The organism is Enterococcus durans (assembly GCF_002277935.1).
GTDB lineage: Bacteria > Bacillota > Bacilli > Lactobacillales > Enterococcaceae > Enterococcus_B > Enterococcus_B durans.
In genome coordinates, this window is sequence record NZ_CP022930.1 from 1319105 (window position 1) to 1335490 (window position 16386).

Annotated in this window: 10 protein-coding genes, 2 pseudogenes and 1 other annotated feature; of the genes and pseudogenes, 7 read left to right on the forward strand and 5 right to left on the reverse strand. The window is 38.7% G+C overall.

What is annotated here, in order from left to right; genetic code table 11:
* Nucleotides 1-83: 83 nt before the first annotated feature.
* Nucleotides 84-288: a binding site (T-box leader), on the forward strand.
* Between the two features lie 104 nt (nt 289-392).
* The 5 genes and pseudogenes from tyrS (at nt 393) to nhaC (ending at nt 7407) form a co-directional block, all read left to right on the forward strand.
* On the forward strand, nt 393-1649 hold the full coding sequence (gene tyrS / locus CJZ72_RS06350) for a tyrosine--tRNA ligase (protein WP_081133811.1): 1257 nt from the start codon (nt 393-395) through the stop codon (nt 1647-1649).
* Between the two features lie 291 nt (nt 1650-1940).
* The gene (gene tdc, locus CJZ72_RS06355; RefSeq protein WP_005875437.1) at nt 1941-3815 is read left to right on the forward strand and encodes a tyrosine decarboxylase; all 1875 of its coding nucleotides are present in this window, start codon (nt 1941-1943) and stop codon (nt 3813-3815) included.
* A gap of 310 nt (nt 3816-4125) precedes the next feature.
* A complete protein-coding gene (gene tyrP, locus CJZ72_RS06360) occupies nt 4126-5544 on the forward strand; it encodes a tyrosine-tyramine antiporter (protein ID WP_095443693.1) in 1419 nt (472 codons plus the stop codon).
* Nucleotides 5545-5576: 32 nt separating this feature from the next.
* Nucleotides 5577-5687, forward strand: a pseudogene (locus CJZ72_RS15055) (DUF3788 family protein); the annotation flags it as partial.
* A 337-nt stretch (nt 5688-6024) separates the two neighbouring features.
* Nucleotides 6025-7407: a Na+/H+ antiporter NhaC gene (gene nhaC, locus CJZ72_RS06370; RefSeq protein ID WP_081133813.1), complete on the forward strand. Its 1383-nt coding sequence runs from the start codon at nt 6025-6027 to the stop codon at nt 7405-7407.
* A gap of 218 nt (nt 7408-7625) precedes the next feature.
* Here nhaC and CJZ72_RS06375 read toward each other — a convergent pair whose 3' ends face one another.
* From CJZ72_RS06375 to CJZ72_RS06390, 4 genes are all read right to left on the reverse strand, one after another.
* Nucleotides 7626-8645 (reverse strand): LacI family DNA-binding transcriptional regulator, encoded by a 1020-nt coding sequence (locus tag CJZ72_RS06375; RefSeq protein ID WP_081133814.1) that lies wholly within the window; start codon nt 8643-8645, stop codon nt 7626-7628.
* 68 nt (nt 8646-8713) lie between these two features.
* Entirely contained in the window at nt 8714-9748 is a 1035-nt protein-coding gene (locus tag CJZ72_RS06380) for an aldose epimerase family protein (protein ID WP_002316717.1), read from the reverse strand.
* The gene (gene pgmB / locus CJZ72_RS06385) at nt 9741-10406 is read right to left on the reverse strand and encodes a beta-phosphoglucomutase (protein WP_081133816.1); all 666 of its coding nucleotides are present in this window, start codon (nt 10404-10406) and stop codon (nt 9741-9743) included. Before pgmB ends, CJZ72_RS06380 begins: the two co-directional genes overlap by 8 nt.
* On the reverse strand, nt 10399-12693 hold the full coding sequence (locus tag CJZ72_RS06390) for a glycoside hydrolase family 65 protein (protein ID WP_081133817.1): 2295 nt from the start codon (nt 12691-12693) through the stop codon (nt 10399-10401). The genes pgmB and CJZ72_RS06390 overlap by 8 nt, the downstream gene beginning before the upstream one ends.
* A gap of 280 nt (nt 12694-12973) precedes the next feature.
* On the opposite strand from CJZ72_RS06390, the gene CJZ72_RS06395 reads away from it, so the two are divergent.
* Together CJZ72_RS06395 and CJZ72_RS06400 are read left to right on the forward strand one after the other, a co-directional pair.
* Nucleotides 12974-15136 (forward strand): PTS transporter subunit IIBC, encoded by a 2163-nt coding sequence (locus CJZ72_RS06395; RefSeq protein WP_081133818.1) that lies wholly within the window; start codon nt 12974-12976, stop codon nt 15134-15136.
* A 217-nt stretch (nt 15137-15353) separates the two neighbouring features.
* Nucleotides 15354-16178, forward strand: coding sequence for an endonuclease/exonuclease/phosphatase family protein (locus CJZ72_RS06400; protein WP_095443694.1), 825 nt, complete (start codon nt 15354-15356; stop codon nt 16176-16178).
* Between the two features lie 70 nt (nt 16179-16248).
* Here CJZ72_RS06400 and CJZ72_RS15060 read toward each other — a convergent pair.
* A pseudogene (locus tag CJZ72_RS15060) lies at nt 16249-16374 on the reverse strand (DUF3788 family protein); the annotation flags it as partial.
* Nucleotides 16375-16386: the final 12 nt, after the last annotated feature.

Below are 16386 nucleotides of genomic sequence, written 5' to 3' on the forward strand. Positions count from 1 at the left end.
AAGAAAAACTAAAATAAAAAAATTTTTACTTTTTTGTTGACAAAGAAAAAATGCCGTTCTATGATAGACACATATTAATTAGATAACAGGCAATGATCAAAACGAAGTAGTTATTAAAGCCGATGTTTCAGAAAGCTAGTGGTTGCTGAGAACTAGTACATGCTTTAAAGCGAATTACATTTTAGGAGCCTATGGCAGTGATGCCACGCGACAGCGTTAAATGTTCGAGTGATATGTTTTACTACAAAACATATAAAATGGGTGGTACCGCGAAATTTCGTCCCTTGGTTAAGATTAACCAAGGGATTTTTTGTCGTTTCCACTTAGTAGTACAAATGAAGCATGCTAGCAGGTTCCTGCTTTCATAAAAAAATTATACGGAGGGCATTAAAATGAATATTATCGATGAATTAACTTGGCGCGACGCCATTAATCAACAAACGAACGAAGAAAGACTTCGTGAACTCGTTGACGAAAAGAGTATCTCACTTTATTGCGGCGTTGATCCAACTGGAGATTCTATGCACATCGGACACTTGATCCCATTTATGATGATGAAAAGATTTCAATTGGCGGGCCATCATCCATATATTCTTATTGGTGGCGGAACAGGAACGATTGGTGATCCAAGTGGACGCAAGACAGAACGAGTGTTACAAACAATGGAACAAGTGCAACATAACGTAGATGCACTATCAAATCAAATGAGAAAATTGTTCGGAAAAGATGCAAATATTACATTTGTGAATAACTACGATTGGTTATCAAAAATCTCATTACTTGAATTTTTGAGAGATTACGGTAAAAACTTCAACATCAATACGATGTTGGCAAAAGATATCGTCGCAAGTCGTTTGGAAGTAGGTATCTCATTTACAGAGTTTACTTACCAAATCCTGCAATCAATCGACTTCTTACATTTACACAAAACATTCGATGTTCAATTACAGATCGGTGGGGCCGACCAATGGGGCAACATCACAGCTGGATTGGACTTAATCCGTAAATTAGAAGGGCCAGAGGCAGAAGCGTTCGGTTTAACGATTCCGTTGATGCTTAAAGCAGATGGAACTAAATTTGGTAAAACTGCAGGTGGCGCAATCTGGCTTGATCCTGAAAAAACATCCCCATTTGAATTCTACCAATTCTGGTTGAACCAAGATGATCGTGATGTAGTGAAATACTTGAAATTCTTTACTTTCTTGACACAAGAAGAAATCGCTGAACTAGCGAAAAAAGTAGAGACTGAACCTGAAAAACGTGAAGCACAACGCCGCTTAGCAGAAGAAGTGACGAGATTCGTGCATAGTGAAGAAGACTTGAAAGAAGCGCAAAAAATAACAGATGCATTGTTCTCTGGAAATATCAAAGAATTAAATGCAGCTGAAATTGCACAAGGGTTTGGAAAAATGCCAAACGTAGAAATTTCAAGCAATCCTGAAAATATCGTGGAACTACTTGTTTCCACAAAAATTGAACCATCAAAACGCCAAGCGCGTGAAGATGTTTCAAACGGAGCTATTAGTATTAACGGTGACCGCGTTACCGATTTAAATTTTGTCATAAATCCATCTGATGCATTCGATGGTAAGTTTGTGGTTATTCGAAAAGGTAAGAAAAACTACTTTTTGGCCAAAGTAGTTGATTAGAATTTAGTAAATTTTTGCCTTGAAAAAGGTTAAGACTATTACAAGATTCCAATTTTGAAACCCATCCTAAAAAGGAAACGCTGGTTGTCGTTAATACAATCCTTGCGAGGGAATTTACTTTTGTAAATTCCCTCGTTTTTTTTAATTTTTTTAAATGTGTAAACAATTTAGACAATTGGCGTTTATGAAATTTCTATTAGAAAAACGATTGTGATTTAGTTTACAGAAATAAAAAACAGGTGTAATGTGGGTCTCGACAAAATTTAAATATTTTTTTTAGGAGGGTTTCACATGGAATCATTGTCAAATGATCTAAACCTTAACGCCCTATTTATCGGGGACAAAGCTGAGAACGGCCAAATCTATAAAGCTTTGTTAAACGATTTAGTGGACGAACACTTAGGATGGCGTCAAAACTACATGCCTCAGGACATGCCTATCATTACGCCAGAAGAAAAAAGCAGTGCAAGTTTTGAACACACTGTGAACCGCACGAAAGATGTTTTATCAGAAATTTCAGCACGTATGCGTACTCATTCCGTACCATGGCATAATGCCGGTCGCTACTGGGGCCACATGAACTCTGAAACATTAATGCCATCTTTACTAGCGTATAATTTCGCAATGTTATGGAATGGTAATAACGTCGCTTACGAGTCTTCTCCAGCAACAAGTCAAATGGAAGAAGAAGTAGGATTAGAATTTGCAAAATTAATGAGCTATAAAGATGGCTGGGGACACATTGTTGCCGATGGCTCTTTAGCAAACTTAGAAGGACTTTGGTATGCACGTAATATCAAATCTTTACCTCTTGCGATGCAAGAAGTAACACCTGAATTAGTTGCTGGTAAAAGTGATTGGGAATTAATGAACATGTCTACAAAAGAAATCATGGACTTGTTAGATAGTGTTCCAGATAAAATTGATGACATCAAAGCACATTCTGCACGAAGCGGGAAAAACTTACAAAAATTAGGAAAATGGTTAGTACCACAAACAAAACACTATTCATGGCTAAAAGCTGCCGACATTATCGGTGTTGGTTTAGACCAAGTTATCCCTGTACCAGTTGATCACAACTATCGCATGGATATCAACGAACTTGAAAAAATCGTTCGTGGTTTAGCAGCTGAAAAAACACCAATCTTGGGTGTTGTCGGTGTAGTTGGTTCAACCGAAGAAGGAGCAATCGACGGAATCGATAAGATCGTTGAATTGCGTCGCGTACTAGAAAAAGACGGTATTTATTTCTACTTGCATGTAGATGCTGCTTATGGCGGTTATGGCCGTGCGATTTTCTTAGACGAAGACAACAACTTCATTCCTTTTGAAGAATTGAAAGACGTACATTTCAAACATAACGTCTTCACAGAAAACAAAAATTATATTTTAGAAGAAGTTCACAGTGCATATAAAGCAATCGAAGAAGCTGAATCTGTAACGATCGACCCACATAAAATGGGGTATGTTCCTTACTCAGCCGGCGGTATCGTTATCAAAGACGTACGCATGAGAGATGTGATCTCTTACTTTGCAACATACGTATTTGAAAAAGGTGCAGATATTCCTGCTTTACTAGGTGCATATATCTTAGAAGGTTCAAAAGCTGGTGCGACAGCTGCTAGTGTTTGGGCTGCTCACCATGTATTGCCTTTAAACGTAACTGGTTATGGTAAATTGATGGGTGCTTCAATCGAAGGGGCACATCGATTCTATAACTTCTTGAATAACTTATCATTCAAAGTTGGCGATAAAGAAATCGAAGTACACCCATTGACATATCCAGATTTCAATATGGTTGACTATGTATTCAAGGAAAAAGGTAACGACGATTTAGTTGCAATGAATAAATTGAACCATGATGTGTATGACTATTCTTCATATGTCAAAGGAAGCATCTATGGAAATGAATTCTTGACATCACATACAGACTTTGCCATCCCAGATTACGGAAATAGTCCATTACAATTTGTAAATCAATTAGGATTTTCTGATGAAGAATGGAACCGTGCTGGTAAAGTAACTGTCTTGCGTGCAAGTGTTATGACACCATACATGAATAAAGAAGAACATTTTGAAGAATATGCTGAAAAAATCAAAGCAGCTCTTCAAGAAAAATTGGAAAAAATCTACGCAGATCAATTATTAGCAAGCGAAGCAAAATAATCGAATAAGGTGGCTCTGATTCCGTCTGAAAAAGACGGGGTCAGCTACCTTTTGTTTTGAGATTGTCTTTGAAGAAAATCGCTTCAAGCAATAAGTTCAAAACAGCTGAGGTTGTGGAAATAATTGAAATTGACTAGAAAAAAAGCATTGCTTTTTTATTTTTTGATGCGCGCTGAAGTTCGATTTATCAAATACCTTTGTACGTTATAACAATTTTTAATCAAGCAACCTCTTTGCTTTCGGTTATTGCGACTTGCGATTACTTTGAAGACACCGTTTTTTATCCAAAAAAACAAGGAGAGTGTCAAAAGTGAGTAAATCACAAGTAAGTAAAATGGGTCTAGGGACCTTTGTCGGTCTGACGATGGCGTTATGTGCGACAGTTCGGAGTATTCCGACGTTAGCTGCAGTTGGTTGGACATTGATTTTTTATTCGATTTTTGCAGTGTTATTCTTTGCTGGTCCTATTTCAATGGTTTCCGGTGAACTTTCAACGATGTTACCTCAAGAAGGTGGCCCACAATTATGGGTAAAAACAGCGCTAGGAAGTAAATGGGGATTTGTAGTTGCATGGCTACTATGGGTGCAAATGTTCCCAGGGATGGTCATGGTTGCTTCAACATTAGGCCCATTACTAGGAAATACTTTTGGAAATGTGGAACTTGGCAATAATCATTTATTTGTATTAGCTTGTATTTTAGTTATTTATTGGATTATCACTATTTTGAATTTGAAGTTTGATATGGCCAAAGTTGGTGGGAATATCGGTGTCTGGTTAGGCGTATATATCCCAGTTGTGATCATGTTTGTTTTAGGCTTGTTTGCAGCATTCAAAGTTGGTTTGGTATCAAATGGCTATTTAGGTGACTTCTCTTGGTCAAAAGCTTTTCCAGACTTACAACACAGTGAGTCATTGAAATATCTTGCAGGTATCACATTTATTTTTGTAGGTATTGAAATGAGTTCTGTTTATATGCCACGCTTAAAAGATGCTACAAAGAACTATACAAAAGGTGTCTTTATTGCTTTGATCGGTTTGGTACTGTTAAACGTGATCAATGCGATGTTAGTTGCAAATGTTGTGCCAAATGGAAAAATGGAATTGGCGAATATTACTCAACCTATCTTGATTTACTGCGATATCCTTGGCTTACCATCGATTATTGGGAACATCTTTAGTTTCATGGTATTCATTGGGGTACTTTTACAGTTATCAGCTTGGGTTACTGGTCCATCAAAAACCATCATCCAAGTAGCACGAGAAGGATTCTTACCACCAAAATTTGGCTTCCATAAAGAAAATAAATATGGCGTTTCTAGAAATGTCGTGTTAACTCAATCAATCGTTATTTCATTGTTTGCCTTACTTTATGGGGTAATGGATGATGTAAGTGCCGTATTCTTGACGTTAACAAATGCAACAACAGTTATTTATTGTATCGTATATATCTTGATTGCAGTTTCCTTGATAAAAATGAGAAAGAGTCACCCAGAGTTAGAACGTCCTTATCGAATTGGTAAAAACGGAAATGGCTTAGCTTGGGTCGTTAGCTGCATGTTGATCTTTTCGATCATTGCAGTTGTCTTCTCAACTTTAGGGACATCAACATTGACAGATGCGTTATTGGTTGCGATCATTGCAATCGTGATGTTTGTTATTCCTTTGATCATCAATCGATTCAAAAAGGATTCATGGAGAACTGAAGTAGAAAAAAGTATAGAAGAATAGTGTAATAAGAAGTTGGAAAAAAAGTTTAAACTGTGAGGCTGGGACAGAAGTGTTTAACTCCGAGAAATAAGAAGAAATTAACGAAAATTACTTTTCAAATTTTTGTGAATTTCGGCTTATTTAAGAAGGAGTTGCTTCTGCTCTCACGCTCATTTAGCTCCAAGGAACAAGCCGAATGGTCCGAAAATAGCTTTCCCTATTTTTGGGATTGTTCGGCTTGTTTTTGAGAGTGCTGTTTTTTTAAGAAATGTTTATTCTGAGCTGAGGGTTTGAATATGAAAGCTGTCTAGCTCTTTTTACACAAATAACTTTTTAACGATCAGTTAGTTGTAGGGAGTAGCACCAAACAAAGAGATTAAACAATGCAGATCTCTAAGCTGGTGCTTTCCCTCAGATGATTCTATTACAAGGTTGGTCCTACCAAATGAACAGTTTGTTTTTCATGGTAGGGCCTTTTTTACAAGAAATGGGAGACGTACAGTGAATAAAAAAATAGCGTTAAAAGAGAGTATAGCTGTATTAGTTGTGTTATTAGCGATATTGGGTATATTGATCATCGGTTTTCAATTATCCCCACATATCCCGATACTTACAGCTTTTATGTGTTTGTTATTTTATGGTCGGTTTAGACGATTCTCTTGGGATGACATCCATGACGGAATTGTAAAAGGGATTACACCAGGGATCATCCCGATTTTGATTTTTCTTTTGATCGGTGTCTTAGTTGCTTCATGGATATTATCTGGAACCATTCCGACAATTATGGTTTATGGATTCCAATTGATTTCTGTCCGCTTCTTTTTACCAACGGCATTTTTAGTTTGTACGATCGTTGGTATCACAGTTGGCAGCTCATTCACGACGATTTCAACGATTGGGATCGCATTCTTAGGTATAGGACATATTTTAGGTTTTAATGATGCGATGACAACGGGGGCTGTTGTTTCTGGAGCGTTTCTAGGAAATAATTGTTCACCGTTATCTGATACGACAAACTTAGCTGCTGGGATCGGTGAAGTCAATTTATTTGAACACATTGCCGGAATGCGGTATACCGACTTACCAGCGTTTTTGATTTCTATGTTATTTTATATTTTTCTTGGCCATAGTAGTCACACAGCTGATCTTCAAGCAATTACTGAGATGATCCAAAATATGAAAGCTGGTTTTTGGATTTCTCCATGGACACTGATTCCATTGCTTGTCTTATTCGGTGGAGCAATCAAAAAAATACCAGCCATCCCAACACTGCTCACTGGTTCGGCTACGGCAATTGTCTTGGCATTTATCCACCAGCCTGGATTGACGATCCAAGGAGTAGCCAATATTTTGATGAATGGATATGTTGCCCAAACAGCAGATCCAAAAATCAATGAGTTGCTTTCTAGAGGTGGCATTATGAGTATGCTTAGTTCTGCAAGTTTGATATTACTGGCTCTCGCATTGGGAGGATTGCTGATCAAATATACGATCGTAGAGACGATTGTCCAAGAATTACGAGAAAAGATGGATCGTCCGTCACGCTTGATTGGTTTTACAGCTTTAAGCTGTATCGGGATCAATCTTATCGTCGGTGAACAATATCTTTCAATTATTTTGCCAGGAGAAACATTCAAACGTTCCTTTGAGCAAAGCGGTCTAGATAAAAAATATCTGACGCGAACGTTGGCTGATGCAGGTGCTACTGTCAATTCGTTAGTGCCATGGGGAGTAAGTGGCACATTTATTATGGGCACGATGAAAGTCAGTGCGTTACAGTATTTACCATTCGCGTTCTTTGCGATCTTAGCGCCAATTTTCACTATTATTGGCGGGTTCTTATTGAATCATAAGAAGGAAAAGAGCCAGATAGGAGTAAACTAAGATAGACAAGTAATTCATTGTTGCTGCGATAGTTACTTATATTTAGGGAGTTGAGTCAGTTGGGTGACTTGGCTCCTTTTTTATTTTTTAAAACTAAAGAAAATATGTACAAGCATGGGTACTATAAATTAAGAGAGAGGTCGAGACAGAAGTAAGAAACACTTTTGTCTCAATCTCATCTTTTGGTTATTCTATCTTTTCATTTCAATTTCTACCAGTTATTGCTTGGGGTTCAGTGGCACAACTGTTTCTCTCTTGATCAAGTGATGAGGGATGACTAGGCGCACGCCGCTACTGATCTCGTTATGGATCAATTCTTGTAATTTTTGCATGGCTACTCGCCCTAATTCGTAAATATCGATATCGATACTTGTGAGATAAGGATGAGTCAGTGTAGAAAAAATCGAATTATTGAAACTGATGATCGATAAGGTTTCTGGAATAAGATAACCGTACATTTGCGCTAATTGCATCGTGCGGAGTGCAAAAATATCATCGATTACCACAAGTGCTGTAGCACCGGCGTTTTTTAAGATAGTGTCAAAGGATAGATAGTCTTCTGCCTTTTCGATCACAACGCTAGGGTGAACATCTAGTCCAGCCATCATCATCGCTTTTTGATACCCGAAATAGCGTTCGAAATAGAGGCTTTCGTGGGTCGTGTTCGTAACGAAAAGAATCTGTTCATGCCCATTTTGGATAAGAAAATCAGTTGCCTGTTTTCCCAATAGCTGGTTGTCGTTATCAACGTAGATGATCTCATTTTCATGCTGATAAGGTTGACCGATCAGGGTGAAGGGGATCTCGTTTTGATACAAATAATCGATGACTGGGTCTTCGCTATCAGAGTACACTAAGATAAAGCCATCGACTTGTTTTTGTAAGTGCATTCTTTGGACATTTTCTAATAAGACATCAAAATTTTTCGCTGTTGCAATGGCTGTTGTCATGTCGTGGTGACGTGCTTCTTCATTGATTGCATCCATGATCTCTAAGTAGAAGGGATTACCGATTCGTTCTTTAGAATCAAGTGGCGGCAATATCACGCCGATGGCACTAGAAACCCGTTTACCTAAATTTCTAGCAGTGATATTCGGTACATAGCCAAGTTCATCCATGATTTTTCGGACTTTCTTTTTGGTTGCTTCGGAAATACTTGGATGGTCATTGATGACGCGTGAGACAGTAGAGGTAGCTACTCCCGCTTTTTTTGCAACATCTTTTACCGTAATTGCCATAATTTAAACACCTTTCTTCTAAATAAAAATCTCTTCTTTTCTGAGCTATTCGTAATCAAAACAAGCAACTATTGAGTATTTGCTATCTGTTCATTCGGTAAAATAGTAAACTGATAGGTTGTATGATTGACCTTTTCTTGACCAGGGTACAAAGCGATCGAACCGAGTTCTGGTAAATGGACTAGATCCGGAAATTCTTGTGGCTCGATGGCTAAACCATAGTTTGAATGCATATGTTTCCCGTTGATCATAAAATCAGCTTCAAAACCAGTCGTAGAAAATAATACCACACTTCTATTTGTTGTTGCTATAGACAACTGGCGTCCAGATTGTTTTTCTGAAAGACACAACACCTTTTTTGAACGTTTCGGTGTAGTAAGAACAAAAACGTCATCAAGTCCTTCTGGATAAGCGTTGAGAATTTCTTCGATTGTATGTGGTTTCTTGAAATTGATCGGTAAATCCGCTTGAGTGATTTGTTCGCCTGTTGGTAGTTTATCTTCATCTAATACCAATAGACTTTCTGCTTGGACAGCCAGTTCATGTGTATCAATGTCGCGTTTACCATTCCCAGAAAGGTTGAAATAGGCATGATTGGTTGGATTGCAGATCGTCTCGACGGGACTGTTCGTTTTTGTGATCATTTCCAGGCTATTCGCAGTTAGCTGATACGTGATTGTTGCTGTGATAGGACCAGGATAATCGGAAAAAGTGTCTTGTAAATAAAAGACAACGCCGATCGACTGTGGATTTTTAAACACTTCGACATCCCAATATTGGAAAGACCATCCATTTGTTCCTCCGTGGATATGGTGGTTGCCGGCGTTTTTTTCAAGTTGATGATTTCCCCATGTAGCATTTCGGATTCTGCCTGCTACGGGACCGACTGTGGCTCCAAAGAAACTTTCATCGGTTAAGACATCTGAAAGTTCATCATAAGAAAGTAAGACGTTTTCTAAATGTCCTTTGTTATCTGGAGCAAAGATTTGGTGAAGTCTAGCGCCATAATTTAGAAGAACGACGGTCAATTCGTCGTTCTTCAATGTGATTTTTTTTAATTCAGTGTTGGGGATAGGAGTCACTGAAATAGAAGGTTCAGGCATTTGGCTGCCACGTTTTTTTCAAGTAATCGAAAGTCAATGAAGCTGTATCAGGTACGATTGGAATATCCTCCCCAAGATCTTCTGAACGTCCTACGCCGATAGGTTGCGCACCACTAGCAATGATCGCAGCGATTCCAGCTTTTGCATCCTCGATCCCGATGCAGTCACGAGGGGTCAAACCGATTTCTTTCGCAGCAAGTAGAAAAATATCTGGTGCAGGCTTTCCATTAGCGACTTTTGCCGGATCAGCAATCGCATCAAAGTAGCTTTCTAAATCCATCTTGGCAAGTAGGAAAGGGCCATTTTTGCTTGCAGATGCTAGTGAAATCTTGACATTGTTTGCTCGTAAGTCTTTTAATAATTCTAAAATCCCTGGAAAAACATCTTTTGGTGTGATTGATTGGATCATTTCAAGATAATACTCATTTTTTCTTTTCGCTAATTCGAGAAATTCTGTTTTTGAGAATTGCTCTTCTTTTTTTCCATGAGCAAGAAGGAGAGTCAGAGAATCTTCTCTGCTTACACCCTTCAATTGTTCGTTGAATGACCGATCGAAGGGAATACCGATCTCATCACCTAGCTTTTTCCAAGCACGGTAATGGAATTCAGCGGTATCTGTAATGACCCCATCTAAGTCGAATAATACACCTTTAAACATTCGCTTCACCTTCTCGTAATGGAATAGTCAAATGATCAGTAAGGACATACGCTTTTTCGTAGACTTCTAGCGGTAATGCTTCGCCAGATAAGAGGTTCAATGTTACCTGTTCATTTGAAACGGCGACAAATAACAAGCGGTCGCGATAATTGATATGGAATGAATAAGCAGACCATGTTTTAGGCAAGAATGGTGCAAATCTTAATTGTTCATGATCTGTCTTCATTTGCGCGAATCCTTGTACGATAGCAAGCCAACTTCCTGTCATTGAAGTGATGTGTAAGCCATCTTCTGTATCATTGTTGTAGTTATCTAAATCTAAACGAGCAGTGCGTTGATACATTTCAACGGCTTTGTCTTCCATGCCTAGTTCAGCAGCTAAGATAGCATGGATACTAGGAGATAGGGAAGACTCGTGGACAGTCATTGGCTCGTAAAAATCAAAGTTGCGTTGTTTTTCTTCTTTTGTAAATGAATCATTGAAGAAGTAGATACCTTGTAAAACGTCTGCTTGTTTAATGAAGCAAGAACGAAGGATCTTGTCCCATGACCAATGCTGATTCAATGGCAATTCACTTGCAGATAGTTCCGCTACTGGTTTGAGATCTTTGTCTAAGAAAGTATCGTGTTGAACAAAAATCCCTAATTCTTCATCTACTGGGAAGTACATATTTTCAGCAATTTCTTGCCAATGTGCCAATTCATCGTCACTGATTTTAGCAGTGCTCTCTTCTTTGAACTTCAAATAATTTTCTCGTGTGTAACGTAGTACCCAACAAGCAATCGTATTCGTGTACCAATTGTTGTTGATATTATTCTCATATTCGTTCGGTCCTGTAACCCCGTGGATCATATATTGATTGTTTCGTTTAGAAAAATGGACTCGGTCTGCCCAAAAGCGAGCGATTTCTGCTAAGACTTCTAAACCTTCATTTTTTAAATAGTCGATGTCGCCAGTGTAGTTAGTATAATTATAAATAGCGTAGGCAATTGCGCCATTTCGATGGATTTCTTCAAAGGTGATTTCCCATTCATTGTGGCATTCGACACCTGTGAAAGTGACCATTGGATATAACGCGCCCTTTAGCCCTTGCTGTTGTGCATTATGGATTGCTTGTGGCAATTGGTTATGACGGTACTTCAAGAGATTCTTAGTGACTTCAGGTTTCGCTAAAGCGAGGTACAGAGGCACTGCATAGGCTTCAGTATCCCAGTAAGTTGCACCACCATATTTTTCGCCAGTGAAGCCTTTTGGTCCAATATTCAAACGTTCATCTTCGCCATAATAAGTAGAAAATAGCTGGAAGAGGTTGAAACGGATTCCTTGTTGTGCTTCATCGTCTCCTTCAATGACTACATCTGCCAATTCCCATCGTTTAGACCAAGCGGCTGTTTGTTCCTCTTTTGCTTGGGGATAGTGAACGTTCAATTCATTGAATTCTTTAAAGAGATGTGTCGCTTGTTGCGCTTCAGGGATATCTCGGCTTGTGAAAATCAATACTTCTTTGTCGATAAGAAGTGTTTCATTTTCTTTTAAGTCAAAGGTGAATGAACTTTCGATTGCTAAGGTGCCCTCTTGGTAGCTTGGCGTATATAATTTTCCATCAACGTAATGGCGCATCCCAGCGGTCACTGTAAATTGCTCGATCTCAAAATTATTCGGGATCGTTTTAGTCGTTAAGTACGCTATTTCTTCCTTGATGCCATGATCGATGTCATTCCAAAAGTGTTCATCGTAATTGCTGTCTTCGTTTTGGACATTGCCATCTAGCTTAGAAATAACTTTTACAGTTCCATTTCCTTCCAACATTTCAATGGTTAAGCGAATATAAGCGGCTTCATTTTTGACAATACTTAAAAAGCGCTCGAATGAAAGGCGAACTTTGTTTGAAGGGGTAGTGACTGTATAACTACGTGTCAAAACACCGTTTTTCATGTTTAATTCCCAATAAAAATCTTCAGTAGTAAGTGTAGCTAGATCAATCAGCTGATCATCGATAAAAAGATCCATAGCGATAAAATCGACTGCATTGATTACTTTTCCAAAATATTCAGGATAGCCGTTTTTCCACCAACCAACACGTGTTTTGTCAGGGTACCAAACACCTGCTAAATAGGTTCCTTGGTGATGATCACCAGAATATGCTTCTTCAAAATTTCCGCGCATACCCATATATCCGTTACCGATACTGGTCAATGATTCTTGCAAGCGTAAATTTTCTTTATCTAATTTATTCGTGCTGATTTTCCAAGGGTCGATCTGAAATAACCGTTTAATTTGTTTCATTGTTCTCCTCCTAGACGTTGTCGTTTATACGTCCATAATAAACGCAACCGATTGCGTAAGTCAACTAGAAAAGTGAAATTAAATTTTGAAGGGGATGAAAAAACAAAATAAAAGCGATTGTATCAATATTTACTACTATAATATGAACAAAAACAATGTATAAAGAACAATTGAGTACTTACAGAAAAAGCATAAAAATAAGAAATAAAGCATTTACAAAAAAAGAAACACACGCTATAATAACTAATAACGAAACCGATTGCACAAAGGAGACGAGGAAATGAAAAAAATATTTAGCTTTGAGTTTTGGCAAAAATTTGGAAAGGCTTTAATGGTCGTTGTGGCAGTTATGCCAGCGGCAGGTTTGATGATCAGTATCGGTAAATCGATTCCGTTGATCAATCCTGATCTTGCACCTTTAGTTACAACGGGTGGCGTGATCGAAAATATTGGTTGGGCAATTATCGGAAATTTACATCTTTTATTTGCACTAGCGATAGGTGGTAGTTGGGCAAAAGAACGAGCAGGGGGAGCATTCGCTGCGGGGATCTCATTTATATTGATCAATCGGATCACGGGAGCAATTTTTGGTGTGACTAATGAGATGTTGGCAAATGAAGACGCATTTACGCATACCTTGTTTGGCACGAAAATCATGGTTAAAGGGTTCTTTACCAGTGTATTAGAGGCACCAGCGCTAAATATGGGGGTATTTGTTGGGATTATTGCAGGGTTCGTTGGGGCGATGGCCTATAATAAATATTACAATTATCGTAAATTACCTGACGCATTATCTTTCTTTAATGGAAAAAGATTTGTTCCTTTTGTAGTTATTTTGTGGTCAACGATTGTTGCATTGATTCTTGCTATTGTATGGCCGAATGTCCAAGCAGGGATCAATAACTTTGGATTGTGGATTGCAGAGTCAAAAGAAAGCGCTCCGATTTTAGCACCATTCCTATATGGTACATTGGAACGTCTATTGTTACCATTTGGCTTACATCACATGTTGACGATCCCAATCAATTATACGCAACTGGGTGGTACCTATGAGATATTATCTGGTGCGCAAGCGGGAACACAAGTATTTGGACAAGATCCTTTATGGTTGGCGTGGGCGACTGATTTGGTCAACTTGAAAGGCGCCGGCGACATGTCGCAATATGAATTCGTATTGACGAACTGGACACCTGCTCGTTTTAAAGTGGGACAAATGATTGGTTCTTCCGGTATCTTGATGGGATTAGCACTAGCGATGTACCGTAATGTTGATCCAGACAAAAAGTCTAAATATAAATCAATGTATTTTTCAGCAGCACTTGCAGTTTTCTTAACAGGTGTAACCGAACCATTAGAGTTCATGTTCATGTTTGCAGCTGTACCTCTTTACATTGTTTATTCCGTGATCCAAGGGGCAGCTTTTGCAATGGCAGATATTCTACCTTTACGTGTCCATTCATTTGGGAACATTGAACTATTGACACGTACACCATTAGCGATCAAAGCAGGACTAGGTATCGACTTGCTCAATTTTGTTATCTGTGTCATATTATTTGGAGTATTGACGTATTTTGTGGCAAACTTTTTGATCAAAAAATTCAATTATGCTACACCAGGACGTAATGGAAACTATGATAACGACAGTGAAGAAACGCCGTCAGGTTCTGCAACTAATGCAGATCAACAAATCATTAAGATCATCCACTTGTTAGGTGGAAAAGAAAACATCAAGGATGTAGATGCTTGTATGACTCGTTTACGTGTCAGTGTCGAGGATCCTGGAAAAGTCGGTTCAGAAGAAGAATGGAAACGTGCTGGAGCGATGGGCTTGATCGTTAAGGACAAAGGTGTGCAAGCCGTGTATGGACCAAAAGCTGATGTGTTGAAATCGGATATTGAAGATTTACTACAATCAGGCGCTGATATTCCAGAGCCAACAGTTGAGGCAACAAATAAAAATAAGAAGAATGAAGAGAAACATGTTTTAGGTATCGAAAAAGAATTATTCACTGTAGCAACTGGTGAGGTAATTGCTTTAACAGATGTGAATGATCCAGTCTTTTCACAAAAGATGATGGGTGATGGCTTTGCTGTCATTCCTGCCACTGGAGAAGTGACGGCACCACTTTCTGGTAAAATCGTGAGTGTCTTCCCAACCAAGCATGCAATTGGCATGCAAACAGCAGAAGGAGCAGAAGTTTTGATCCATATGGGACTGGACACTGTTCAGATGAGCCAGCCAGCATTTGAGATCTTAGTTTCTGAAGGCCAAGAAGTAGTAGCAGGAACAACGATTGCTCAGATGGATCTAGATGCAATCAAGAACGAAGGGAAAGAAACGACGATCATAGTAGTCTTTACAGATGACAAAGTCAATGGGCTGACCATCAATAAATTAGGAGACACTGAACGAGGAACAGTGATCGGGAAAATAAACTTGTAAAGAATCACAGAAGTTCATGCGTGTATTTCATATCGAAAGAATATGTTCGATGTGTGTAACTCCTAGAAGTAAGCCGTAATCCCGAAATTGCTTTTCCTATTTCAGGGATTATTGGCTTATTTTTTGAATAAGCTACTTTGGGGTCTCTACCTATATCTATATGGATTCAGAAGGTGGGAGCAATGTTTCGACCCATCCCATTAAGAAGGAGAATTATATGAAAATAATGACGTTGAATACGCATAGCTGGTTAGAAGAGGAACCACGAGAAAAATTAAAACAGATCGCTCAAAAAATCTGTCATGAACAATATGATGTGATCGCATTGCAAGAAGTCAATCAAACGATGGACGCAAAACGACTAACCAGTGAGCAGCTGAAGAATTTTAGTCAGGTGCAGGAACAAACGCCTGTCCGCTCGGATAACTTTGCCTATTGCTTGATCCAGCTCTTAGAAGAACAAGGTGAAACTTACTATTGGAGTTGGGAAATGAGTCATATCGGCTATGCTATCTATGAGGAAGGCAATGCGCTTCTTTCCAAACAACCACTAACTAGTCAAACGCACCTAGTCTCCGAAACAAAAGAAAAAGAGGATTACCATACTCGAAAAATATTAGTGGGTCAAACCTCTGTCAAATCACAATGTATTACTGTAGCAAGCTGTCATTTTTCTTGGTGGGCAGATGAAAAAAGCGGATTTGCATTTGAGTGGAAAGAATTAGAAGCAAGTTTAGCGCCCCTCGCAACACCACTGTATCTATTAGGGGATTTCAACAATCCTGCTGAAGGCAGCGGGTACGATTTAGTGGCAAAAAGTCAGTTGCCTATTCGTGATGCTTATCCAATCGCTCAAAAAAAACAAGCTGAAGCAACGATCGAAAAGAAAATCGATGGCTGGGAAAACAATAAAGAGGGGCTACGTATCGACTATATTTATGTACCACAAGATTGCTTTGTTACAAGTTATCAACGTATTTTTGACGGGAAAAATGGCCCGATTGTCAGTGATCATTATGGGGTAGCAGTCACGTTGGAGTGAAGAGAAACGAAGGAATATTGTCACAATAAGAATATGGGACAAATCTAAAAATCAGGTTTGCTACATACTCTCGAATAAACGGCGGGATCAGAAGCAACTCCTTCTTAAATAAGCCGAAATTCACAAAAATATGAAAAGCAATTCTCGTTCATTTCTTCTTATTTCTCGGAGTTAAACACTTCTGTCCTAACCTCTCTCAAATAAACGA